This is a genomic window from Micromonospora sp. NPDC004704 (assembly GCF_053601675.1).
This window is the reverse complement of record NZ_JBSGCD010000002.1, coordinates 146,250-167,600: the sequence shown is the minus strand read 5'-3', so window position 1 is coordinate 167,600 and position 21,351 is coordinate 146,250. Positions and strand designations below refer to the sequence as shown.

Annotated in this window: 19 protein-coding genes and 1 tRNA gene; 13 read left to right on the top strand and 7 right to left on the bottom strand. The window is 68.9% G+C overall.

Going from position 1 to position 21,351, the window contains the following annotated elements:
- Positions 1-189: 189 nt before the first annotated feature.
- Entirely contained in the window at positions 190-585 is a 396-nt protein-coding gene (locus ACWEFB_RS03010; protein ID WP_326560817.1) for a YciI family protein, read from the bottom strand.
- Between the two features lie 151 nt (positions 586-736).
- A complete protein-coding gene (locus ACWEFB_RS03005) occupies positions 737-2,044 on the bottom strand; it encodes a nucleotide disphospho-sugar-binding domain-containing protein (RefSeq protein WP_452281654.1) in 1,308 nt (435 codons plus the stop codon).
- A gap of 233 nt (positions 2,045-2,277) precedes the next feature.
- On the opposite strand from ACWEFB_RS03005, the gene ACWEFB_RS03000 reads away from it, so the two are divergent.
- The 7 genes from ACWEFB_RS03000 (at position 2,278) to ACWEFB_RS02970 (ending at position 10,180) form a co-directional block, all read left to right on the top strand.
- The gene (locus ACWEFB_RS03000) at positions 2,278-2,682 is read left to right on the top strand and encodes an SgcJ/EcaC family oxidoreductase (RefSeq protein ID WP_452281652.1); all 405 of its coding nucleotides are present in this window, start codon (positions 2,278-2,280) and stop codon (positions 2,680-2,682) included.
- 190 nt (positions 2,683-2,872) lie between these two features.
- Positions 2,873-4,117 (top strand): cytochrome P450 family protein, encoded by a 1,245-nt coding sequence (locus tag ACWEFB_RS02995; protein ID WP_452281650.1) that lies wholly within the window; start codon positions 2,873-2,875, stop codon positions 4,115-4,117.
- 174 nt (positions 4,118-4,291) lie between these two features.
- Complete coding sequence (locus ACWEFB_RS02990; RefSeq protein WP_452281648.1) at positions 4,292-5,674, top strand: NDP-hexose 2,3-dehydratase family protein; 1,383 nt, start codon at positions 4,292-4,294, stop codon at positions 5,672-5,674.
- Between the two features lie 47 nt (positions 5,675-5,721).
- Positions 5,722-7,017 carry an acyl-CoA dehydrogenase family protein gene (locus ACWEFB_RS02985; RefSeq protein ID WP_452281646.1) on the top strand — a complete coding sequence of 432 codons (1,296 nt, stop codon included), beginning with the start codon at positions 5,722-5,724 and terminating at the stop codon, positions 7,015-7,017.
- Between the two features lie 70 nt (positions 7,018-7,087).
- Complete coding sequence (locus tag ACWEFB_RS02980) at positions 7,088-8,209, top strand: DegT/DnrJ/EryC1/StrS family aminotransferase (RefSeq protein ID WP_452281644.1); 1,122 nt, start codon at positions 7,088-7,090, stop codon at positions 8,207-8,209.
- A gap of 46 nt (positions 8,210-8,255) precedes the next feature.
- Positions 8,256-9,512, top strand: coding sequence for a methyltransferase domain-containing protein (locus tag ACWEFB_RS02975; protein ID WP_452281642.1), 1,257 nt, complete (start codon positions 8,256-8,258; stop codon positions 9,510-9,512).
- A 23-nt stretch (positions 9,513-9,535) separates the two neighbouring features.
- Entirely contained in the window at positions 9,536-10,180 is a 645-nt protein-coding gene (locus ACWEFB_RS02970; protein ID WP_452281640.1) for a dTDP-4-dehydrorhamnose 3,5-epimerase family protein, read from the top strand.
- Here ACWEFB_RS02970 and ACWEFB_RS02965 read toward each other — a convergent pair.
- Positions 10,134-11,168, bottom strand: a complete 1,035-nt coding sequence (locus tag ACWEFB_RS02965; protein WP_452281638.1) for an NAD-dependent epimerase/dehydratase family protein — start codon at positions 11,166-11,168, stop codon at positions 10,134-10,136. The genes ACWEFB_RS02970 and ACWEFB_RS02965 overlap by 47 nt on opposite strands.
- A gap of 134 nt (positions 11,169-11,302) precedes the next feature.
- Here ACWEFB_RS02965 and rfbA point away from each other — a divergent pair, with 134 nt between their 5' ends.
- The 5 genes from rfbA (at position 11,303) to ACWEFB_RS02940 (ending at position 16,624) form a co-directional block, all read left to right on the top strand.
- Positions 11,303-12,175 (top strand): glucose-1-phosphate thymidylyltransferase RfbA, encoded by an 873-nt coding sequence (gene rfbA, locus ACWEFB_RS02960; protein WP_452281636.1) that lies wholly within the window; start codon positions 11,303-11,305, stop codon positions 12,173-12,175.
- Between the two features lie 6 nt (positions 12,176-12,181).
- Complete coding sequence (gene rfbB, locus ACWEFB_RS02955; RefSeq protein ID WP_452281634.1) at positions 12,182-13,171, top strand: dTDP-glucose 4,6-dehydratase; 990 nt, start codon at positions 12,182-12,184, stop codon at positions 13,169-13,171.
- Positions 13,172-13,215: 44 nt separating this feature from the next.
- Complete coding sequence (locus ACWEFB_RS02950; RefSeq protein WP_452281632.1) at positions 13,216-13,440, top strand: ferredoxin; 225 nt, start codon at positions 13,216-13,218, stop codon at positions 13,438-13,440.
- A gap of 160 nt (positions 13,441-13,600) precedes the next feature.
- Positions 13,601-15,190 (top strand): DUF2142 domain-containing protein, encoded by a 1,590-nt coding sequence (locus ACWEFB_RS02945; RefSeq protein WP_452281630.1) that lies wholly within the window; start codon positions 13,601-13,603, stop codon positions 15,188-15,190.
- Positions 15,191-15,637: 447 nt separating this feature from the next.
- On the top strand, positions 15,638-16,624 hold the full coding sequence (locus ACWEFB_RS02940) for an HIRAN domain-containing protein (protein ID WP_452281628.1): 987 nt from the start codon (positions 15,638-15,640) through the stop codon (positions 16,622-16,624).
- A gap of 298 nt (positions 16,625-16,922) precedes the next feature.
- On the opposite strand, the gene ACWEFB_RS02935 is transcribed toward ACWEFB_RS02940, so the two are convergent.
- The 4 genes from ACWEFB_RS02935 to ACWEFB_RS02920 all read right to left on the bottom strand — a co-directional run bounded on the left by ACWEFB_RS02935 (position 16,923) and on the right by ACWEFB_RS02920 (position 20,212).
- Positions 16,923-17,963, bottom strand: a complete 1,041-nt coding sequence (locus tag ACWEFB_RS02935) for a ParA family protein (protein WP_452281626.1) — start codon at positions 17,961-17,963, stop codon at positions 16,923-16,925.
- A complete protein-coding gene (locus ACWEFB_RS02930; RefSeq protein WP_452281624.1) occupies positions 17,960-19,138 on the bottom strand; it encodes an ATP-binding protein in 1,179 nt (392 codons plus the stop codon). Before ACWEFB_RS02930 ends, ACWEFB_RS02935 begins: the two co-directional genes overlap by 4 nt.
- A gap of 280 nt (positions 19,139-19,418) precedes the next feature.
- Positions 19,419-19,491, bottom strand: a tRNA-Ala gene (locus tag ACWEFB_RS02925).
- Between the two features lie 121 nt (positions 19,492-19,612).
- Complete coding sequence (locus tag ACWEFB_RS02920) at positions 19,613-20,212, bottom strand: YqgE/AlgH family protein (protein WP_326560831.1); 600 nt, start codon at positions 20,210-20,212, stop codon at positions 19,613-19,615.
- Between the two features lie 282 nt (positions 20,213-20,494).
- Between ACWEFB_RS02920 and ACWEFB_RS02915 the strand changes: the two genes are divergently transcribed.
- The gene (locus ACWEFB_RS02915) at positions 20,495-21,298 is read left to right on the top strand and encodes an S-methyl-5'-thioadenosine phosphorylase (protein WP_452281622.1); all 804 of its coding nucleotides are present in this window, start codon (positions 20,495-20,497) and stop codon (positions 21,296-21,298) included.
- Positions 21,299-21,351 lie beyond the last annotated feature (53 nt).

Here is a 21,351-nt window from a genome sequence, read left to right as displayed (position 1 = left end):
CATTCCGGCCTGTGGTGTACTGCGTTCGGGCCGCCGTGTCGTGGTGGCCCGAACGCTACCGGGCCGCTTCTCCGACGGTTTCGAGGTTGTCGCGATGCCGGGCCGGACGATTGTCGCGATGCCGCCCCGAAACGGCGAGGACCCGCGGCGCCGGACGGCGCAGCAGGTCCTCGATTTCCCCGCCGGTGCTCACATCTCCAGGCCGGACATATCCATGATCGGGTGGATCTCGACGGCGCCGAACCGCGCGTCGGGAATCCGCGAGGCGATCTCGATCGCCCGCTCCATGCTCTCGCAGTCGAGCACGTCGTAACCCGCGAGCTGTTCCTTGGTCTCCAGGTACGGGCCGTCCGTGGTGGTCAGCACGTTGTCGCGCACCCGAACCGTACGGGTGGTCACCGGATCGGCCAGCGCCGCGGCCACCACCAGCTCGTCAGACTCGCTGATCTCCCGGCCCAGGGCCTCGGCCTGCTCCGTCAACGCTTCGCGCTCGGCCGCCGGCATCGCCAGGAACTCCGGATTGCGCAGGAACATGGGATGCTCCCAGTTCTCCGGATTGCTGTAGATCAATAGCAGGAACTTCACCGTGCCTCCCCGTCGGGAACGCCCACGTCGGACAATACCGGCGAGCGTACCCCGCATACCGCGACCGACGCCGCCGTTGACAGCAACACCGGCGCCGGTCGTGTTCCCGTCCACGAATCGGCACAACTCCGATTCGCGACGATCCCGAAGATCACGTCAGCGGTCCGGTCCCTCCGCCCGCTTTCCGCTGCGCCACCAGCTTCTCGAAGACGGTGACGGTGTCGTTCGGGGTGGGTGTCCGCAGGTGCTCGTCACGCAACCGCCGGGCATTGGAGATCATGTCCGGATCGGTCAGCGCCTTGACCAGATACTCGCGCAGGAGTTCGGAGGTGAGCTGGTCGGCGTCGGCGACGTACGCGCCCGCCCCCTGCTCCTCCAGCCCGTTGGCCAACGCGACCGACGCCCACCACTTCTCGTTCCAGTAGATGTTGGGCACCACGAGCTGCGGAACACCCAGTTCGAGCGCGGTGGCCATCGTGCCGTAGCCGCCGTGGTGCACGACGGCCGAGCAGGTCGTCAGCAGCGCGTTGAGCGGCACGAAGTCGAACACGCGGACGTTGTCCGGAATCGACGCCGAACCGAGCTGCTTGGCGTTGAACGTCGCGACGACCTCGATGTCGAGATCGGCGACCGCGTTGAACAACGTCTCGGCGGCCCCGGTCTGGCCGAAGTTGAAGTCCCGGTGCGAGACACCCTGGGTGATGCACACCCGGGGACGCTCCGGCTTTTCGAACATCCACTTTTCGACCTTGTGCGGACCGTGGAACGCGATCGGGCGCGACTGGATGTAGTCGACGTCCTTCGGCCGCCACGTCCATGTCGGCCAGCCGATCACCGTACGTTCTCCGAGCAGGACCTCCTCGTCGAAGGGGAAGCCGTACCGCTCGTATATCGGCGCCAACCAGTCGCGCAACGGGTCCGCCCTGCCCTCGCTGCGGTGCAGCCCGCCGCCCTCGCCGTAACAGTCGGCGCGGAGCTGCGCGAGCGTGTCCGCGCCCCACAACAGCCGTGCGTCGAGCGCACCGGACACCCGGGCCGCGAGACCGGCGCCGAACATGAACGGGTCCCTGAGCACCAGATCGGGCTTCCAGTCGGAGGCAAGCTGTACGAGGTCCTCGTAGATGTCCTCGTGGTGGTACAGGGTGCTGGAGCCGAAGGCCGTCAACTCCAGCTCGGTGAAGGGGTCCTTCACCTTCCGGTAGTCGGTCTGGGCCGGTCGGTACACCGGCAGGTTCGACCGGTCCGGCCCCCGATCCGGCTCCGTCGAGGACATCATCACGTCCATCGGAATGGTTCCACCCACCGGTACGCCCATGAACCCGATCGCCCCGATAGCGTCGGTCAGATCGGGTGCGGTGGCGAATCGGACGTCGTGTCCCGCAGTACGAAATGCCGACGCCATCGGCGCGAACACGTACAGGTGCGTCTTGAACGGCACGGTCACAAAAAGAACCCGCATCGACTTCCTCTCCACCAGGTCATTTAGCGTCACACGCATGTGAATCGGACGTGCCCGTCAACCCTCCCATCCGCGTTTTGACCACCGCATCTCCTGGAATGCGGTGCGTGCGAGCACTACGGAAGAAGCTTCGGACCAGTCGTGTGTGCAGACTGGAGGGACCGCCGTGGACGCCATCGGTGCGCGCACGGTGAATGCGCTTGACCGCTTTTCCCCACAGAGGAGAGTCATCGATGACCACCGAGGTCTCTACCGACAAGGCCGCGATCGCGGCCGTCCCGCAGCGCGTCGTCGAGGCGTGGGCCAAGCAGGACGCGGCCGCCTTCGCCGGTGTCTTCACGGCCGACGGCACGCTGATCCTGCCGGGCCTGTTCCTCAAGGGCCAGGACGACATCCGCGCGTACATGAGCCAGGCGTTCGAGGGCCCGTTCAAGGGGACCAGGGTGACCGGGCAGCCCATCGACCTGCGCGTTCACGGTGACCTCGGAATCGTCGTCACCCAGGGCGGTGTGCTCGCCCCGGGCGACGCGGAGGTCACCCCTGAGCGGGCCATCCGCGCCACCTGGATCGTGATCAAGGACGACGGGGAATGGCGCCTCGCCGCCTACCAGAACAGCCCGGTCAACACGCCTTCCTGAAGCAGATCCCCGCATTGCCGCACCCCGTCACTCGGCGGGGTGTCCGGCATGTTCGTGCCCGGATTTCGATTCCGATCGGGAACCGGGCCACCGCAACGGCCCGCAACGTCGAAGATGCCGGCCGCCGAACAGTGTCCGTACGGTCGAAAAGGACCCAACAAGACAACCGCGTTATTCCCAGGAGGTTCGGATGGAAGGCCGCTGCCCGTACAAGCTCGACGTGACCGGTCAGGACGTGCACGCTGAGGCGCAGGCACTGCGGGAGCAGGGATCGGGCATCGCCATGGTCGAGCTTCCGGGCAATGTCCGTGGATGGGTCGTCGTCGGACACGATCTGGCGATGGAGCTGCTGAACAGCCCCAAGGTGTCGAAGAACCCACGCATGCACTGGCCCGCCTGGATCAGCGGCGAGATCGGTGCCGACTGGCCGCTGGCGAGCTGGCCGACGATGGAGAACATGACCACGGCGTACGGCCAGGAACACCAGCGCCTGCGCCGCCCGGTGGTCAAGGCATTCACCCCGAAGCGGGTGCGCGCCATGCAGCCGTACATCGAGCGCACCGTCGCGGGCCTGCTCGACCGGCTCGCCGAGACGCCGCCCGGTGAGACGGTCGACCTCAAGCGCAACTTCTCGTACCCCCTGCCGGCGACCATCATCTGCGACCTGTTCGGCGTGCCGGAGGCGGACCGCGCCGCGGTGCTCCGGGGCGGGGAGAAGACGCCGGACTCCTCCCTCACGCCCGAGGAGGCGGAAGCCAACATCCGCGACTGGCACGAGCAGTTCGGCAAGCTCATCGCCTCGAAGCGGGCGCACCCCCAGGACGACCTCACCACCGACCTGCTGCGCGGTGACGGTGATGAGGGGCTCACCGACAACGAGCTCATCGGCACCCTCTTCGTCGCGCTCGGCGCGGGCTCGGAGACGGTGATGAACCTCGTGACGCACGCCGTACTCAAGCTGCTGACCCACCCCGAGCAGCGGGCGATGGTGGCGGACGGCCGCGCCTCGTGGGACGACGTCATCGAGGAGACGCTGCGGCTGGAGTCCCCGCTCAACATGCTGCCGCTGCGGTTCGCCGTCGAGGACCTCGACATCGACGGCACGATCGTCCCCAAGGGTGACCCGATCCTGATGGGGTACGGCGCGATCGGCCGCGACCCGGCCGTCCACGGCGAGACCGCCGAGGAGTGGGACGTGACCCGGGCCGACAAGGAGCACCTGAGCTTCGGCTACGGCACCCACTACTGCTTCGGGGCGCCGCTGGCCCGACTGGAGGCGAAGATCGCGCTGCCGGCGCTGTTCGAACGCTTCCCCGACATCCAGCTCGCCGTCACGCCCGACGACCTGGAGTCGCAGGGCACCTTCATCATGAACGGCCACAAGACGCTCGACGTGGTCCTGGAGAAGGCCCCGGTTCCCGCCGGCGCCGTTTAACGGTTCCGACGTCCCGGCCGGCCCGCCCGGCCGGGACGTCGCCGTGCCCGTCGAGGAATCGCCGCCCCCCGACGGAGGGCAACGACGAAGTGGATCGGCCGTCGACCTGCCGGCAGGCTGGAGTTGCCCTGGCGATGCGACCTCGGCGAACCCCATGAGAGGGAGATCCTTCGGATGGCCACAGATGCCCTTCTCGAGGCGCGCGAGGACAACGAGCTCCCCGGCCGGTTCGCCCGCTCCGCCGCCGCCACGTCCGGCGCCGCCCTGCAAACGGCCGACTTTCCGGCGTGGTTCGCGCGGCGCCGCCTGGCCCACGAGTTCCGGGTCCGGCGGATCCCCTTCACCCAACTCGACCGGTGGGACTTCGAGGCGACCACCGGGAACCTCCGGCACCGCAGCGGCCGGTTCTTCACCGTCGAGGGCCTGGAGGTCAGCTCGGAGGACGACCCGACGCCGATCTGGCAGCAGCCCATCATCGTCCAGCCGGAGATCGGCATCCTCGGCATCCTCGCCAAGGAGTTCGACGGCGTACTGCACTTCCTGATGCAGGCCAAGATGGAGCCGGGCAACACCGGCCTGCTCCAGCTCTCCCCCACCGTGCAGGCAACGCACAGCAACTACACCCGCGTACACGGCGGCAGTGCGGTGAAGTACCTCGAATTCTTCACCAACCTCGATCGGCACCGGGTGCTCGCCGACGTCCTGCAGTCCGAACACGGGTCCTGGTTCTTCCACAAGTCGAACCGGAACATGATCGTCGAGACGCTCGACGACGTGCCGCCGGACGACGACTTCCGGTGGCTGACGCTGGGCCAGATCGGCGAACTCCTGCGCCTGGACAACGTCGTCAACATGGACGCCCGTACCGTGCTCGCCTGCGCGCCCACCGCGTACGCCGAGGCCGGCGCGCTGCACTCGGACACCGACCTGCTGTCCTGGCTGACCACCGAGCGGTCCCGGTGCCGCCTGCGTGCCCGGCTCGTCCCGCTGTCCCGGCTGGCCGACTGGCCCCGTCGCGACGCGTCCCTCGGACACGTCCGGGACCGGTACTTCCGGGTGGTGGCGGTCGCGGTCGAGGCGGGCAGCCGTGAGGTGACGGCCTGGACCCAGCCGCTGATCGAGCCGGAGGGTCCGGGTGTGCACGCGTTCCTGTCCCGCTCCTTCGGCGGGGTGCCGCACCTGCTCGTGAACGCCCGGGCCGAGGGTGGCCTGCTGGACGTGATCGAACTCGGCCCGACCGTCCAGTGCCAGCCGCACGACCTCACCGACCCGCTCACCGGGGAACGCTCGCCCTTCCTCGACACGGTCATGAATGCCACCCCGGCGCGGCTGCGCTACTCGGCGAGGCACTGCGAGGAGGGCGGGCGTTTCCTCCGGGCGGAGAGCCGGTACCTGGTCGTGGACGCCGACGAGGATCAGGCGCCCGCTCAGCCACCGCCCGGCTACCGCTGGGTCACCCCCGGCCAGCTCACCTCCCTGGCCCGGTACAGCCGGTACGTCAACGTCCAGGCCCGGACCCTGCTTGCCGTCATCAACGCCGGCGCGGTCCGGTTCTGACCCCCGCCGTTCCGCGCCCGGCACCCACCATCACGGAAGGAGACGCGATGTCGACACAGCACCCGCGGCAGGCGGGGGGCGGTGCCCTACGCTCGCCGCTGACGGCGGAGGGTCGCGTGCTGCTCGACCTCGCCGCCCCGTACGTACCGCAGATCCGGGCGGAGGCCGAGGAGAACGACCGCCTGGCCGCCTTCCCGGTCGAGACGTTCGCCGCCTTCGCCAAGAACGGCCTGATGGGCGCGACCGTGCCGACCGAACTCGGCGGCCTGGGTGTGACCCGGCTGCACGACGTGGCGACCGCGCTCGCCACCGTGGCCGAGGCCGACGCCTCCACCGCGCTCGCCTGGCACGTCCAGCTCAGCCGCGGCCTCACCCTCACCTGGGAGTGGCGCAACGGCACACCACCGGTACGGGTGATGGCCGAGCAGTTGCTGCGCTCGATGGCCAGCGGCAGGGCGGCGGTCTGCGGCGCGGTCAAGGACCATCACTCGGCGGTCACCACCCTCACCCGGGACGGCTCAGGGCGCTGGTCGCTGTCCGGCCGCAAGACCCTGGTCAGCATGACCCCGATCGCCACGCACTTCTTCGTGCACGCGCAGACGCGGGTCGACGGCGAGCCGCCGATGCTGACCGTCGCGATGCTGCCCCGGGACACGCCCGGTCTGACCGTGCTCACCGACTGGAACGGCCTCGGCATGCGCGCCTCCGGCACGGCCGACATCGCGTTCGACAACTGCCCGGTCTCCGACGACGACGTGCTGCCCCGCCGATCTCTCGGCGGCCGGAACGACGCGGTCCTGGCCGGCCAGACGGTCAGCTCGATCACCATGCTCGGCATCTACACCGGGATCTCACAGGCTGCCCGGGACATCGCGGTGGCCCGGTGCGCGGGTGGCTCCGGCCAGCCGCCGGCCGCGGCGGCCACCCTCCTCGCGGAGATCGACGCCCGCCTCTTCGCGCTCCGGGCGACCGCCGGGACCGCGCTCACCGACGCCGACACCGCGTCCGCCGACCACAGCGGCGACCCGGCCGAGCGGGGCCGGCGGATGATGACCCCGTTCCAGTACGCGAAAATGATCGTCAACAAGATGTCGCTGGGCATCGTCAACGACAGCCTCACGATCGTCGGCGGGATGGCGTACTCGGCGGCGCACCCGCTGGCCCGGCTCGTCCGGGACGTACGCGCCGGCTGGTTCATGCAGCCGTACACGTACCCGGACGGCGTCAACTACCTCACCGCGCAGGCTCTGCGGCTGCGGCGGGACAACGACTACGTGAGCGCTCGGGCGGTGCCCGCCCCGGTGGGCAACACGGAAGATGCCCCGTCCCGCGAGCGGGTGTGACGATGAGAGCCGGAGATCAACGTACGTCAACATCCCCGCGACACCCGTTGGTGCGAACCGGAAGGCGGCCATGACCACTCGAGTCTGGGACTACCTGCCCGAGTACGAGAAGGAACGGGTGGACATCATCGACGCGGTCGAGACGGTGTTCGAGTCGGGGCAGCTCGTGCTCGGCGCCAGCGTGTCGAGCTTCGAGTCCGAGTTCGCCGGCTACCACGGTGGCGGGCACTGTACCGGGGTCGACAACGGCACCAACGCGGTGAAGCTGGGCCTGGAGGCGCTCGGCGTCGGCCCCGGCGACGAGGTGATCACCGTCTCGAACACCGCCGCACCGACCGTGGTCGCCATCGTCGGCGCCGGTGCCACCCCGGTCTTCGTGGACGTCCGGGAGGACGACTACCTGATGGACACCGACCTGGTGGCCGCCGCGATCACGCCACGGACCAAGGCCCTGCTGCCGGTGCACCTCTACGGCCAGTGCGTCGACATGGCCCCGCTGCGGCGGCTGGCCGGCGAGCACGGCCTGTCGATCCTGGAGGACTGCGCCCAGTCGCACGGCGCCCGCCACCACGGCCAACTAGCCGGCACGATGGGCGACGCGGCGGCGTTCTCGTTCTACCCGACGAAGGTCCTCGGCGCGTACGGCGACGGCGGCGCGGTGCTCACCCGGGACGAGAACGTCGACCGCGCGCTGCGCAGGCTGCGGTACTACGGCATGGAGACGGTCTACTACGTGACCGCGCTCCCCGGCCACAACAGCCGTCTCGACGAGGTCCAGGCCGAGATCCTGCGCCGCAAGCTGCGCCGGCTCGACGAGTACATCGCCGGACGCAACGAGATCGCCGAACGGTACGCCGAGGGGCTCGCCGACCTCACCGGCCCCGGCGGCCTGGTCCTGCCCTCGGTCCGGCCGGAGAACGACCACGTCTACTACGTGTACGTGGTGCGCCACCCGCGCCGCGACGACATCATCGAGCGGCTCCAGCGGTACGACATCGCGCTGAACATCAGCTACCGGTGGCCGGTGCACACGATGACCGGGTTCGCGCACCTCGGCTACGCCACCGGCTCGTTGCCGGTGACCGAGCGGCTGGCCGACGAGATCTTCTCCCTGCCGATGTACCCGTCGCTGCCCCGCGCCCGCCAGGACCAGGTGATCGAGGCCCTGCACGAGGTCCTCGGATCCCTCTAGTCCCGCCGCTTTTCCCCGCCGCCACCGACCGAGGAGCACAGCCATCATGCCTACCGCCGACTCGGCCCCGCCCGCGTCCACCACCACCACCAAGTGCCAGGTCTGCGACGGCTCGGTCGAGGAGTTCCTGGACCTCGGGCGGCAGCCGCTCTCGGACGCCTTCCTGACCGAGCGCGACGTCCCGGAGGAGTTCTTCTACCGGCTCGCCGTCGGGGTGTGCCACTCGTGCACGATGGTGCAGCTCGTCGAGCAGGTGCCGCGCGAGCGGATGTTCCACGAGGACTACCCGTACTACTCGTCGGGGTCGTCGGTGATGCGGGCGCACTTCGAGGAGACGGCCCGCGGTTTTCTCGCGACGGCGTTGGCCAAGCCGGACTCGTTCATGGTCGAGATCGGCAGCAACGACGGTGTGCTGTTGAAGACGATCCGCGCCGCCGGGGTGCGCCACCTCGGCTTCGAGCCGTCCGGGAAGGTCGCGGCGGCGGCCATGGAGCACGGGGTACGGGTGCTCAACGAGTTCTTCGACGCGGGCACCGCGGCCAGGGTACGGGCGGACGACGGGCCCGCCGACGCCATCTTCGCGGCCAACACGATCTGCCACATCCCGTACATGCGGTCGATCCTGGAGGGCGTCGACACGCTGCTCGCCCCGGACGGGGTGTTCGTCTTCGAGGACCCGTACCTCGGGGACATCGTGGCGAAGACGTCGTTCGACCAGATCTACGACGAGCACTTCTTCTTCTTCACCGCCCGGTCGGTCCGGGCGATGGTGGCCCGTTTCGGCCTCGAACTCGTCGACGTCGAGCGGATTCCCGTGCACGGCGGCGAGGTCCGTTACACCATCGCGCGGGCCGGGGCGCGTACGCCGTCGGACGCGGTCGCCGAGCTGATCGCCGCCGAGGAGGCGCAGGGGCTCGCCGACCCGGCGACGTTGCGGCGCTTCGCCGACGCGACCGCGCGGATCCGCGACGACCTGCGGGCCCTGCTGCAGCGGTTGCGGGACGAGGGGCACGAGGTGGTCGGGTACGGGGCCACCGCCAAGAGCGCGACGGTGACCAACTTCTGCGGCATCGGGACCGACCTGGTCTCGTTCGTCTGCGACACCACGCCGGCCAAGCAGGGGCGGTTGACGCCCGGCACGCACATCCCGGTCCGGCCGGCGGCGGCCTTCGCCGACCCGTACCCGGCCTACGCGCTGCTCTTCGCCTGGAACCACGCCGACGAGATCATGGCGAAGGAGCAGGGGTTCCGCGAGGCCGGCGGGAAATGGATCCGGTACGTGCCGCACGTACACGTGAGCTGACCACACACGAGACGGAGCTGACCATGTCCGAACACGCGCGGGAACTGGCGATCGGTGGGGCCTTCGCCTTCACCACCGCGGCTTTCCCGGACGAGCGCGGTGTCTTCCTGTCGCCGTACCAGCAGTCGGTGTTCGTCGAGGCGGTCGGGTACCCGCTGTTTCCGGTGGCCCAGTGCAGCTACAGCTCGTCCCGCCGGGGTGTGGTGCGGGGTGTGCACTTCACCACCACCCCACCGGGTACGGCCAAGTACGTCTACTGCCCGCGCGGCAGGGTCCTCGACGTTGTGGTCGACCTGCGGGTGGGCAGTCCGACGTTCGGCGCCCACGACACGGTGGTGATGGGCGGCGAGGACTTCCCGGCCGTGTACCTCCCGGTCGGGGTCGGCCACATGTTCGTCGCCCTGGAGGACGAGTCGGTGATGACGTACCTGCTCTCCACGGAGTACCAGCGGGAGAACGAGCTGGCTGTCTCCCCCTTCGACCCGAGGTTGTCGCTGCCGATCCCCAGGGACATCACGCCGCTGCTGTCCGAGCGGGACCGGCTGGCGCCGACACTGGCCGAGGCGCTGGCCGCCGGGATCCTGCCGGACTACACGGCGAGCCTGCGGGCCGAGGCGGCGCTCACCCCGACGCCGAAGCCGTCCGGGTCGGGTGCACGAGGGCGGTGACCGTACGGTCCAACGCCTCCCGGAGCGGGACCAGCGGACGCCACCCGGTGGCCGCCCGGAACGCCGAAGCGTCCACCACCATGCTGTGCGCGTCGGTCCCGGTGGCCTGCACCGGAGGCGGTACGGAGACAACCGGGACCGGGGGTCGGCCGGTGTGCCCGGCGACGACCTCCGCGATCGTCCCGAAGAGGTCCCGCAGGCTCACTCCCACTCCTGTCCCGAGCGGCCAGTGCCGGCCGGCGAGGAGGTCCGCGTGGTGCAGGGCCGCCACGAAGGCCTCGGCGACGTCGTCCACGTACAGCAGGTCGCGCTGGACCGCGCCGTCGGCCCACACGGTGAGCGGCTCGTCGGCGAGTGCCCGGCGGGCCATCGCCGCCACGACCCCGCGGTCCGGTGCCGCCGGAGCCGGGGCCGGTCCGAAGATCGTCGGTAGCCGCAGGGACACGCCCCGGAGCACACCCTCGGCGGTGGCGGCGCGGAGCAGTCCTTCGGCAGCCTGCTTCTGCCGGTCGTAGGCGGTTGCCGGGTGGTCGGTCTCGGTGCCGTCGATCGGCACCCGGGGCGGCAGGCCGACCTGCGACGTGGACCCGGCGAACACCACCGCCGGGGCCGGCAGACGGCGGCTGCGCAGCGTCCGGACGAGGTCGTCCAGGACCCCCACGTTGGTGCGCTCGCTCGCCGGGTCGTGGTCGGCGCCGCGCCAGCCGGAGGTGTGCAGGACCAGGAAGACCACCGCGTCGGCGCCGGCCACGGCCGCCTCGACGGCACCAGGGGTGGTGAGGTCGGCGGCGTACGTCTCGACCTCGGCGACGGCGCCGGGCGGCACCGTGACCGGCCGGCGGGCGACCGCCCGCAGCCGGACCGGGCGGCGGGCCAGCGCCGCCGTCACCGCCGACCCCACAAAACCGGACGCCCCGAGTACGGCGACCAGCGGTGGCCTCCCGTCCCCACGAGTCGGCCACGGCCCGCGTTCGCGTGTCTGCGTCATCGCTACAGCGTGGCGGCGGCGGTGGTCGGCGGCATCTTCCGGATTGCGCATCTCACCACGGAACGCCGCAATACAGGAGACCTTTCCCAAGGGGTCACAAGCCAATACTGGAAGCCCCGACGAACGGAGCTGGCATGAAGGGAATCATCCTGGCCGGCGGCACCGGAAGCCGGCTCTACCCGTTGACCCTGGCGACGTCCAAGCAGCTGCTCGCCGTCTACAACAAGCCCCTCGTCTACTACCCGCTCTCCGCGCTGATGCTGGCCGGCATCCGGGACATCATGATCATCTCGACGCCGTCGACGGTGCCGCTCATGCGCGCCCTGCTCGGCGACGGCTCCCAGCTCGGCCTCCGGATCTCCTACGCCACCCAGGAGGAGCCACGGGGCATCGCCGAGGCGTTCGTCATCGGCGCCGACCACATCGGACCGGACCCGGTCGCGCTGATCCTCGGCGACAACCTCTTCCACGGCGCCGGCTTCGCCCAGCGGCTGCAGCAGTGCGTGGCCTCGCTCGACGGCTGCACCCTCTTCGGCTATCCCGTCTCGGACCCGAGCCGGTACGGCATCGGCGAGATCGACGAGAACGGGATGCTCGTCTCGATCGAGGAGAAGCCGCTGCGCCCGCGCTCCAACAGCGCCATCACCGGCCTCTACTTCTACGACAACGAGGTGGTCGACATCGCCCGCCGGCTCACCCCGTCGGCCCGTGGCGAACTGGAGATCACCGACGTCAACCTGGAATACCTCAAGCAGGGCCGGGCACGGCTGATCCGGCTCAGCCGGGGCAACACCTGGTTCGACTGCGGCACCCACGACTCGCTCCTGGCGGCCAGCCAGTACGTGCAGGTCATCGAGAAGCGGCAGGGCGTACGGGTGGCCTGCCTGGAGGAGATCGCCCTCCGAATGGGGTTCATCGACGCCGAAACCTGCTACCAACTCGGCGTCGGAATGCGCCAGTCGGACTACGGCCAGTACCTCACCCAAATCGCGTACGCGCTGGACTGAGCGGACATGAGGATCCTGGTCACCGGCGGAGCCGGATTCATCGGTTCACACTTCGTCCGCGCCACCCTCGGTGGCGAATACGACGGGTACGGCGACCTGCGCGACGCCGAGGTCACCGTCCTGGACAAGCTGACGTACTGCGGCAACCGGGCGAACCTCCAGCCGGTGGCGGACGATCCACGCCTGCGGTTCGTGCCCGGCGACATCTGCGACGCCCGGCTGGTCGACACGGTCGTCCCCGGCCACGACGCCGTGGTGCACTTCGCGGCCGAAACCCACGTGGACCGCTCCATCGACGGTGGTGCCGAGTTCGCCCGGACCAACGTGCAGGGCACGCAGACCCTGCTCGACGCCGCCCACCGGCACGGGGTTTCCCGGTTCGTGCACGTCTCCACCGACGAGGTGTACGGATCGATCGACGAGGGCTCCTGGGACGAGCGCCGCCCGGTCGCGCCCAACTCGCCGTACTCGGCGACGAAGGCCGGGTCGGACCTGCTGGCGCTGGCCCATCACCGTACGCACGGACTGCCGGTCATGATCACCCGCAGCTCCAACAACTACGGGCCGTACCAGTACCCGGAAAAGGTCATCCCGCTCTTCGTCACCAACCTGCTCGACGGGCGGACCGTGCCGCTCTACGGCGACGGGAACAACGTCCGCGAGTGGGTGCACGTCGACGACCACTGTCGCGGCATCGCCCTGGTGCTGGCCGGCGGCCGACCCGGTGAGATCTACAACATCGGCGGCGGCACCGAGTTGAGCAACAGCCAGCTCACCGACCACCTGCTCACCGCCTGCGAGTGCGGGTGGGAACGGGTCCGCCGGGTCGAGGACCGCAAGGGCCACGACCGGCGGTACTCGGTCGACGACGGGAAGATCACGGCGGAGCTGGGCTACCGGCCACGGATCGGGTTCGCGGAGGGCCTCGCCGAGACCGTCGCCTGGTACCGCGCCAACCGCGCCTGGTGGGAGCCGCTGCGCGCGACCCGCGACTGAGCACCGTCACGGGGCATCGGATCGGACGATCGGAGGAGAAAGCCGTGACCACTACCCGGTGGCGGGTCTCAGTCAACCCGAACGCCTGCGTGTCCTCCGGCAACTGCGTGTCCATCGCGCGGGGCCGGTTCGAACTCACCGACGACGGGGCACGTCCGCGGGCCGAGCTGCTCGACCCGGACGACGACGTCGTCGAGGCCGCGGAGACGTGCCCGATGGAAGCGATCAGGATCGTCGACGTGACCGACAACTCGGTCGTCGCCCCGTAGTCGGCGGGTTCCACGCGAGCCGGGGCCTACCCGCGCGGTGACGGACCCGTCGCCGAGCTGGGCCGTCGCCCCTTCAGGAACGTCCGGCCCTGATAACATCGCGCCCCGCCGGGCGTCGGCCGGAACAGGTGCCGACATCCCTCCTAACTCGGAGTGTGAGTTGCACCTTCCACGGCTTTGGTCCCTGGCGTTCGCCGGGTTCTTCCTCGTCATCACCGGTTGGTCCCTCGCCAGCCCGTACAACGGCAACGCGGACGAGATAGCGCACATCTACCGCGCGTACGGCGTCGTGAGCGGCGACGTGTTCCTGAAGCCGGAGGCGGCCTCGCTCGGCACCGGCGCCTTCCACAAGGTGCCGGCGAGCCTGGTGAAGGCCGCGGACATCTGCTGGCAGATGCGTCCCGAGGTGTCGGCAGCCTGCGCCAAGGCCCCGGACGGCCGTGACCTCACCCCGGTCGAGGTCGGCAACCCGGCGGGACGGTACAACCCGGTGTACTACGCGGCGGTCGGGCTGCCACTCAAGATCTGGCCCGACATGCGGGGGGTGATGGGCGTACGGCTGCTCACCGGCATGGTCGCCGCCACGTTGCTCGCCTTCGCGGTGGTTTGCATCGTCCGCTCGCGGCGCCCCCTGCTGCTCGGCGCGCTGCTGCTCGGTACGAGCCCGATCGCGATCAACATGGCCGGCGCGGTCAACCCCAACGGCGTCGAGATCGCCGCCGGCATCCTGCTCTTCGCCGCCGGCCTGTCCGTCCTCGCCGGGCCCCGGGACGACCGGCCGCCCACCTGGATGCTCACCCTCGTCGTGATCAGCGCCGCCATCCTGGTCAGTGTCCGCAGCGGTGGTCCGGCCTGGCTCGCCCTGGCGCTCGGCGCCCTGCTGCTCCCGCTGCGCTGGGCCAACCTGCGCCGCCTGGTCGTCGACCGGTCGCTGCGGATCGCCACCCTGGTCGTCACGGTCGTCAGCGTGCTGTCGGTGCTGTGGATCGTCGTGATGAAGGCGAGCAAACTCGCCGGGGGCACACCGGCCGGCTTCGGTCCCGGCCAGATCATGGTGCACGTGGTGGGTCGCTGGCCACAGCTCATCGACCAGATGGTCGGTGAGCTCGGCTGGCTCGACGTACACCTGTCCGGATCGGCGTACGTCCTGTGGCAGTTGCCGGCCGGCGCGCTGCTGCTCCTCGCCGCGCTGGTAGGCAGCGGTGTCGACCGGTGGCGGCTGCTCATCGTCGTCGGTGGCGCGGTGGGCGTCGCGTCCGTTCTCGACGCGGTGAACGCCGACGCGACCGGTGGGTTCGTCGGACAGGGCCGCTACCTGCTGCCCGTCCTGAGCGGGGCGCTGCTGCTCGCCGCCTGGATCATCACCCGCGGCGGCACCCTGACCACCGGGCAGACCGCGCTGGCCGTACGGGCGATCATCGTCATCACGGTGCCCATCCAGCTCTACGCCCTGCTCGTCGCCGAGGCGCGGTACACCCGCGGCATCCCGCCCATGGCCTCGCCGGCAAGCTACAACCCGCTCGGCGGCGACTGGCAACCGGCGACGGGTCCGATCGTCCCGCTCATCGTCACCGGTGTGGGGCTGCTCGTCGTCGCCGTACTCTGCTGGCGGCTGGCCGCGATCGAGCCGGCACCGCCGGTGCACCCGGAAGAGAATTCCAACACCGACCGGGTACGTCCCACGAGCGGTGCCGACGGTTCGACGGGCACCACCGGCGCCGTACCGGCCGTGGCCCCGGTGGCGGCCTGACCGCCGCCCGTCCGCCCGGGTACGACCGACAAACCACGGCTCGTCTGGCCACCACTGAGCAGGACCGCAGATCGTCCACCCGCGACTTCCCCGCGGATGGGCGATCGCCATCGGGCGCGGCCCCTCGCCCGCAGCCCGAGCGCGTCGTCACGGTCGAGGTGTTGGACCGGCTCCTCGAACTCAACCACCAGCGCTACGCGGAGGAAGTCGCGAAGCAGTCGCATCCCGGGCCTCGGCGTAAGCCACGCAAGGCAACCAGACCTGTTCCGCGTACCCGGTCCGGAGGAACCGCGACCGCAACGGCGCCAAAGTTGGACCACGGCCTTTTTCATCTGCGAGGGGCCCTTCTTCTGGGGGATAGACGAGTGCGACGTGTCGGTTTTCCGACAAGGCCGGTGTCCATTCAGGGGAACATGCCTTTGATCTTCAAAGCGGTACCGTGCTTCGGTGACTCGACCGTTTGACTTGTGGGGCCAGCGCGGATGGTGCGATCAGGAGGTTTCCGGGGAGTCCAACTACGCGAAGGACATCCGGGCCTTGTTCGGACGAGATTTCAAGCCCCACGGCAACGAGATCATGGTGCAGGCCCACCTCATACCGAAGCCCGGCAATAAGTTCGATCGCAACGCGATCAAGGTGGTCTGCTCCGGTCGTCACGTCGGCTACCTGCCCAAGGAGCAGGCAGCGCTGTATTCCCCTGTTCTGACCGCGCTTTTCGACCAGGGCTGGACACCCCAGGTTCGGGCCCGAGTGTGGGCGGAGGAGCGGGAGGACTGGGATAATCCGCGCCGCCGAACGTTCGTTGGTTCGGTGCGGCTCGACCTCGCGGAACCGCACATGATCGTACCGACGAACATGCCACCGTCGGAGCTTCACACCGTGCTGCCAACCGGACGGGCTGTGCAGGTAAGTGGCGAAGAGAAGCACATGGCACATCTCGCCGCCCTAGTCAGCACCAAGGGCGAATCGTGGGTTTACGTGACGTTGCACGAGGTTGAAATTCAGCGGGCGCGATCCAGCCGTACGCTCGTCGAGGTCAGGATCAACGGTTCCGCAGCCGGCACGTTGAGCCCGGCGACCTCAGACGAGATCCTGCCGGTGATCGCCCACCTCAGCGGCATGGGGCTGACCACGGCAGCGCGCGCGATCCTCAAGGGCAACCGTGTCAAGGCCGATATCTCGGTGAAGATGTCGAAGGCAAGCGAGCTTTCCGACGCCTGGCTTGATGCGCCCCCGAGCGCGACTGGCGTGGTCCCGGCCACCCATGCCAAGACCTCGACCGTTCAGGATGTGGCAACGGCACCGGTGTGGCGGTTCGTCGTCCCACCGGGTTGGCCCACGCCCCCTCCCGGTTGGGCGCCGCCGCAGAGTTGGCAACCGGACCCGACCTGGCCGCCCGCACCGCAGGGGTGGCAGTTCTGGGTCCAGGCGTAAGGCACCGCCATACTGGGGCCGCGCCCATGACTACGGCCGAAGGCTCCGGACAGGGTCCACACAGACAGAACTGGCGCTTCCCGAGCGGGAAGCGCCAGTGGATGCGTAGAGCAGGGACGCAGGTCCGACCCAGCTCGCACCGTGGCCACAAAGCCGGAGCAGCCGAGCTGCCGAAGGCGAGCACGGGTCCGCCGCACACTTCACACCCTCAACCCGCTCGGAGACCCTGGCGCCGACCGGGTTCGGCGGCACCTCCCAGACATCGAAGACCGCATACCAAGCGAGCCCGCATCCACGCTCAACGATCGTCGTGTGACATGTCCAACCGGCGCAGCAGCTCACGGCTCAGCGCCCTGAAATCCTGATGGCACCGTTGGACAAGCGTCTGGGTACTACCGAGTGCACCATCGGCCGACCGCAGGTCGAACATCGGTTTACGCGCATCATGTGCCAATGGCATGAGGCTCTGATAGTTCCTCAGAGTGGCGATCTCGTACTGCTGGCCGATGTCGAAATCGGCCTGGTCAAGCACGGCTGTGGCGAACACGGTAGGGATTCTCTCCAACCATCGCTGGTACGCACGTACCGGCCGGTCGAGTCGCATGGTTGGTTGCATGATGACGTACCCCAGGGGCGCCATCGTTCCCCTGGGCGCGCTGATTCTCGACGGAACCTTGGGCAGAACGGTCTCCCGCCAGATCGAACGCCACTCCCGTAGGGTCGGCCCCAGGTTCTTCAGACCACGGAGGGAGAAGAGGTCGGCCGCCAACGGCATCAGCACCGCGTCCGCCGCGAGCAGGGCCGCCCGATTGATCGCGCCCAGGTTCGGGCCGACATCGATGAGGACTATCTCAGCGTCAACCTCTTCGGCCGCCTGCCGAATGATCCGATGGAATGCGGTCGTTACCCGGAGCGCCGCCTGGTCATTGCCGGTGAAGCCACGGGGCCAGGCGTCGGAGAGGCGGTCTTCGAACCTGCTCAGGTCCAGGTCTCCGGGGAGCAGCCATAGGTCCTGCGTGATGGTCACCGGCAGCATGGTCTCGATGTCACCGACACCGTCCATAATCGGCTGGAGGGCGGTCACCACCGTGCCTGACCCTCGATCCGCGGCCGCCCACAGACGCTGCTGATGCGGGCCACCCCACGCTGGCGTGGCGGTCTCGTTCCACAGCAGGCCGAGCGCGTCCTCGTCGAGGAACGCCGCGGTCAGGTTCGACTGCGGATCGAGATCAACCGCGAGAACCCGGTGCCCGAGTCGCTGGAGCATGTGCGCGAGGTGATAGGTGAGGGTGGTCTTTCCGACGCCACCCTTGTTGTTGAACATCGCTACGGAAATCACCTGGCGCTCCTCATCGTCACCGTCCAGGAGGAGTCATCGACCACAAAAACGGGCTCCGGATTTCCGTTTCGACTCAAGGCGCTCTTGATACGGCCGATGCCTCGGCCGAACTGGTTGACGTATCCCAGTGACTTCATCGCCGCAGCGAGCGACGGATTCCGGTAGTCGTTGACTCTGTCGAAGTTGTCCGCCCGCACCTGTCCGAATGGACCTCCAGGGTTCGTGACCTCGACTCGATCGTCAAACCATGCAATTCGCAGCGGCGCATTCGAGGACTCGTAATTCCGGTGCATGATCGCATTCATGCACACCTCACGCAGGGCGTCGAACGGATAGTCGGGCCTCTGCTCCTCACGGAATCCGCTGACCTCCACCAGACGCGTATGCAGATGGCCCTTGAGGACGAATTCCAAGCGTTCCGCCGCGCCAATCACATTCGAACGGATGTCCTGCTCGTCGAGGATCGCACCGCCGACGTCGATTCCTTCGTAACGCACGAACTGCACGTAGGCTCCCGGCAGTCGCACGGTCGGGTTCAGCCCGACGAGGAGGAGCCCGAGCACGGACGGCGTGCCGTCGACATCCGCAAGGCGGAGTGAGGCGAGTTGCTGCTCGATGGAACGGTGATTCTCGTCGAGCACTGACTGATCGACCGCCTGGCGCAGGTACTCCGACCGAAAGAGTTCGAGGTCTAGGTCATCCAGTTCGCCCCCCGGCACGACTCGGACGTCGAACGGCGTCTCAAAGGAGCGTCGCCGCTCGGACAGGACCCGCTCGTCGTCCCGCATCGCCCGTCGAGTGGTCGGCCCTGGGCGTACGTAGACGACGTTGTCGAAGCGCACCGGAGGCGTACGCGAGGCGTTTACCCGGATCAGAATGACATCAACGCCGTCAAATTTCTCAGCGGAGACCACCATGGAAGGCCGGTCCAGAATCAAACCTTGGTCACGATATTCGGTGATTCTAAGGAGTGCCGCATCGGAGATATCCATGCCCCGGACCGGTTGACCCCCGTCGTCCACCCCGATGATGAGATGTCCACCGCCCGCTCCCGGCAAATCGTTAGCTAGCGCACAAATTGCCTTTCGGATGGCGTTACGGTCCGTCGCCTCCCGTTTGAACTCCAGGGCAGCGGTCTCCTGGGTGCCCAGGAGCAGGGCGAGGTCGGTGCTCATGGGTTGATTCTTCCTCACCCGCCACGAGGAACACCGCTGGCGCCGCCGCGTCGCGCCGACAGATCAACGGCCCACACGCCTTGCGGGCCGCTGTACCGAGCAGCTTCGCCCGATGTACGCGATGAACCAAGCGTTGTGCCTCGCGGTCGATCCGCCGCCGACCGTGACGATGAAACCGTCAGCGTGGGCCGATTTGGCACAGTACAGCCAGCCGGATACAACCAATAAAGTAAGGCCCTGGTCGACCCGAGTGGGTTCGACCAGGGCCTTCGCCCTAGGGTGGAGCCGAGGGGACTCGAACCCCTGACCCCCACACTGCCAGTGTGGTGCGCTACCAGCTGCGCCACGGCCCCTAGCTTGCTCAACCGCTCTGTCTTGCCTGCCCGATCTCTCGGGCACTCGCGCAATATTACACATGCCCCGCTGCTAGGTCATCTCCGAGGGGGTCGCCTCCGGCAACCCGCCCCCGACCAGCTAGTTCAGGGCCACGTCCGGCGGGAAGTGGGCCACCGCGGCCATCATGCCGCCCTGGCGACGCAGCACCATCGGCCACAGGTCGTCCGGCCGGTCGACGAACGCGTCACCGGGCAGGGCGTCCAGGACGAACCACGACCCACTCTCGATCTCCGCCTCCAGTTGCCCCGGTGACCAACCCGAGTAGCCGGCGAAGACCCGGATTCCGGAGACCGCGTCACCGATCCGCTCCGGGTCGACGGAGAGGTCCACCGTGCCGACCGCACCGGACACCTGGTGGAAGCCCTTCACCCGGCGTACCGGGGTGCGCATCCGGGCCAGGCAGATCGCCGACTCCGGCTGCACCGGCCCACCCTCGAACAGGACCGCGGGCTCACCGGCCAGGCTGCCCCAGGCGCCGAGCACATCGGCCACCGGCACCTCGGTGGCGCGGTTGAGCACCACCCCGAGGGCGCCGCCGGGCTCGTGCGCGACCAGCAGCACCACCGTACGGTCGAAGTTGGGATCCTTCAGAGACGGAGTCGCGACCAGCAGTTGCCCGGTCATCGACGCCATGGCGCGCCCCCCGATCGCCTGCCCCTCACCCTGTACGCCGGACATCTCTACTCGGAGGCGCAGTCACGGGAGGGGCCGAACACCGTCGGCCATACCGGATCCACACCGTCAAACGCGACCATGCGCGCAGTCAACGCCATGCCTCGCACCATAGCTTGCACGGCTGTCGCTGGCTAAGGTCTGGACGGCCAGTGCGAGTTGAGCAACCGGCGATAAGCCGGACCGTCCGGATCGTCCCGACAGTGGTCCACTTGCCGGTAACAGCGCTGATTGGCGTGTGGCGGGGCTACCGGGCACCGGAGCGGTCGGGGATGGCAGGGTAGGCCCGTGAGTGCAGACGCAGAGCTTGCCATCATCGGAGGCTCCGGCCTCTACGCCCTCCTGGACGGTGCCACCGAGCACGCCGTACAGACCCCGTACGGCGCCCCGTCCGACCCGATCACGATCGCCGAGATCGCCGGCCGACCGGTGGCGTTCCTGCCCCGGCACGGGCGCGATCACCGGTACCCGCCGCACCGGATCCCGTACCGGGCCAACCTGTGGGCGCTGCGCTCGCTCGGCGTACGGCAGATCCTCGCCCCGTGCGCGGTCGGCGGCCTGCGGCCGGAACTGGGGCCGGGCACGTTCGTGGTGCCGGACCAGTTGATCGACCGGACCAGTGGCCGGGAGCAGACGTACTACGACACCGGTGCGGTGCACGTCTCGTTCGCCGACCCGTACTGCCCGGACGGTCGGCGTGCGGTGCTGACCACGGCGCAGCGGCAGGGCATCGACGCCCACGACGGCGGGACCATGGTGGTGGTCGAGGGTCCGCGCTTCTCCACCCGGGCGGAGTCCCGGTGGTTCACCGCGATCGGCGGTTCGGTGATCAACATGACCGGGCATCCGGAGGCCGTACTCGCCCGTGAGCTGGAACTCTGCTACACCTCGGTCGCCCTGGTCACCGACCTGGACGCCGGCGTGGAGGGTGGCGAGGGCGTCACCCACGAGGAGGTGTTCCGGGTCTTCGGGGAGAACACGGAACGGCTGCGCGAACTGCTCCTCGACGCGGTCGCGACGCTGCCCCTGGACCGATCCTGCGCCTGCGCGCGCAGCCTGGACGGGATCACCCTGCCGATCGAACTGCCCTGACCCGCCGACGGCAGGGAGACCGCCGGCGGATCAGGGCGCGCCGCGCGAGCGCG

Bases quoted from the DNA above. Each gene is read 5' to 3' on its own strand.
- ACWEFB_RS03005 (WP_452281654.1), bottom strand. From the start codon at position 2,044: ATGCGGGTTCTTTTTGTGACCGTGCCGTTCAAGACGCACCTGTACGTG.
- rfbA (WP_452281636.1), top strand. From the start codon at position 11,303: ATGAAGGGAATCATCCTGGCCGGCGGCACCGGAAGCCGGCTCTACCCG.
- rfbB (WP_452281634.1), top strand. From the start codon at position 12,182: ATGAGGATCCTGGTCACCGGCGGAGCCGGATTCATCGGTTCACACTTC.
- ACWEFB_RS02985 (WP_452281646.1), top strand. From the start codon at position 5,722: ATGTCGACACAGCACCCGCGGCAGGCGGGGGGCGGTGCCCTACGCTCG.
- ACWEFB_RS02970 (WP_452281640.1), top strand. From the start codon at position 9,536: ATGTCCGAACACGCGCGGGAACTGGCGATCGGTGGGGCCTTCGCCTTC.
- ACWEFB_RS02980 (WP_452281644.1), top strand. From the start codon at position 7,088: ATGACCACTCGAGTCTGGGACTACCTGCCCGAGTACGAGAAGGAACGG.
- ACWEFB_RS02965 (WP_452281638.1), bottom strand. From the start codon at position 11,168: ATGACGCAGACACGCGAACGCGGGCCGTGGCCGACTCGTGGGGACGGG.
- ACWEFB_RS02995 (WP_452281650.1), top strand. From the start codon at position 2,873: ATGGAAGGCCGCTGCCCGTACAAGCTCGACGTGACCGGTCAGGACGTG.
- ACWEFB_RS02975 (WP_452281642.1), top strand. From the start codon at position 8,256: ATGCCTACCGCCGACTCGGCCCCGCCCGCGTCCACCACCACCACCAAG.
- ACWEFB_RS02920 (WP_326560831.1), bottom strand. From the start codon at position 20,212: ATGTCCGGCGTACAGGGTGAGGGGCAGGCGATCGGGGGGCGCGCCATG.
- ACWEFB_RS03000 (WP_452281652.1), top strand. From the start codon at position 2,278: ATGACCACCGAGGTCTCTACCGACAAGGCCGCGATCGCGGCCGTCCCG.
- ACWEFB_RS02930 (WP_452281624.1), bottom strand. From the start codon at position 19,138: ATGAGCACCGACCTCGCCCTGCTCCTGGGCACCCAGGAGACCGCTGCC.
- ACWEFB_RS02990 (WP_452281648.1), top strand. From the start codon at position 4,292: ATGGCCACAGATGCCCTTCTCGAGGCGCGCGAGGACAACGAGCTCCCC.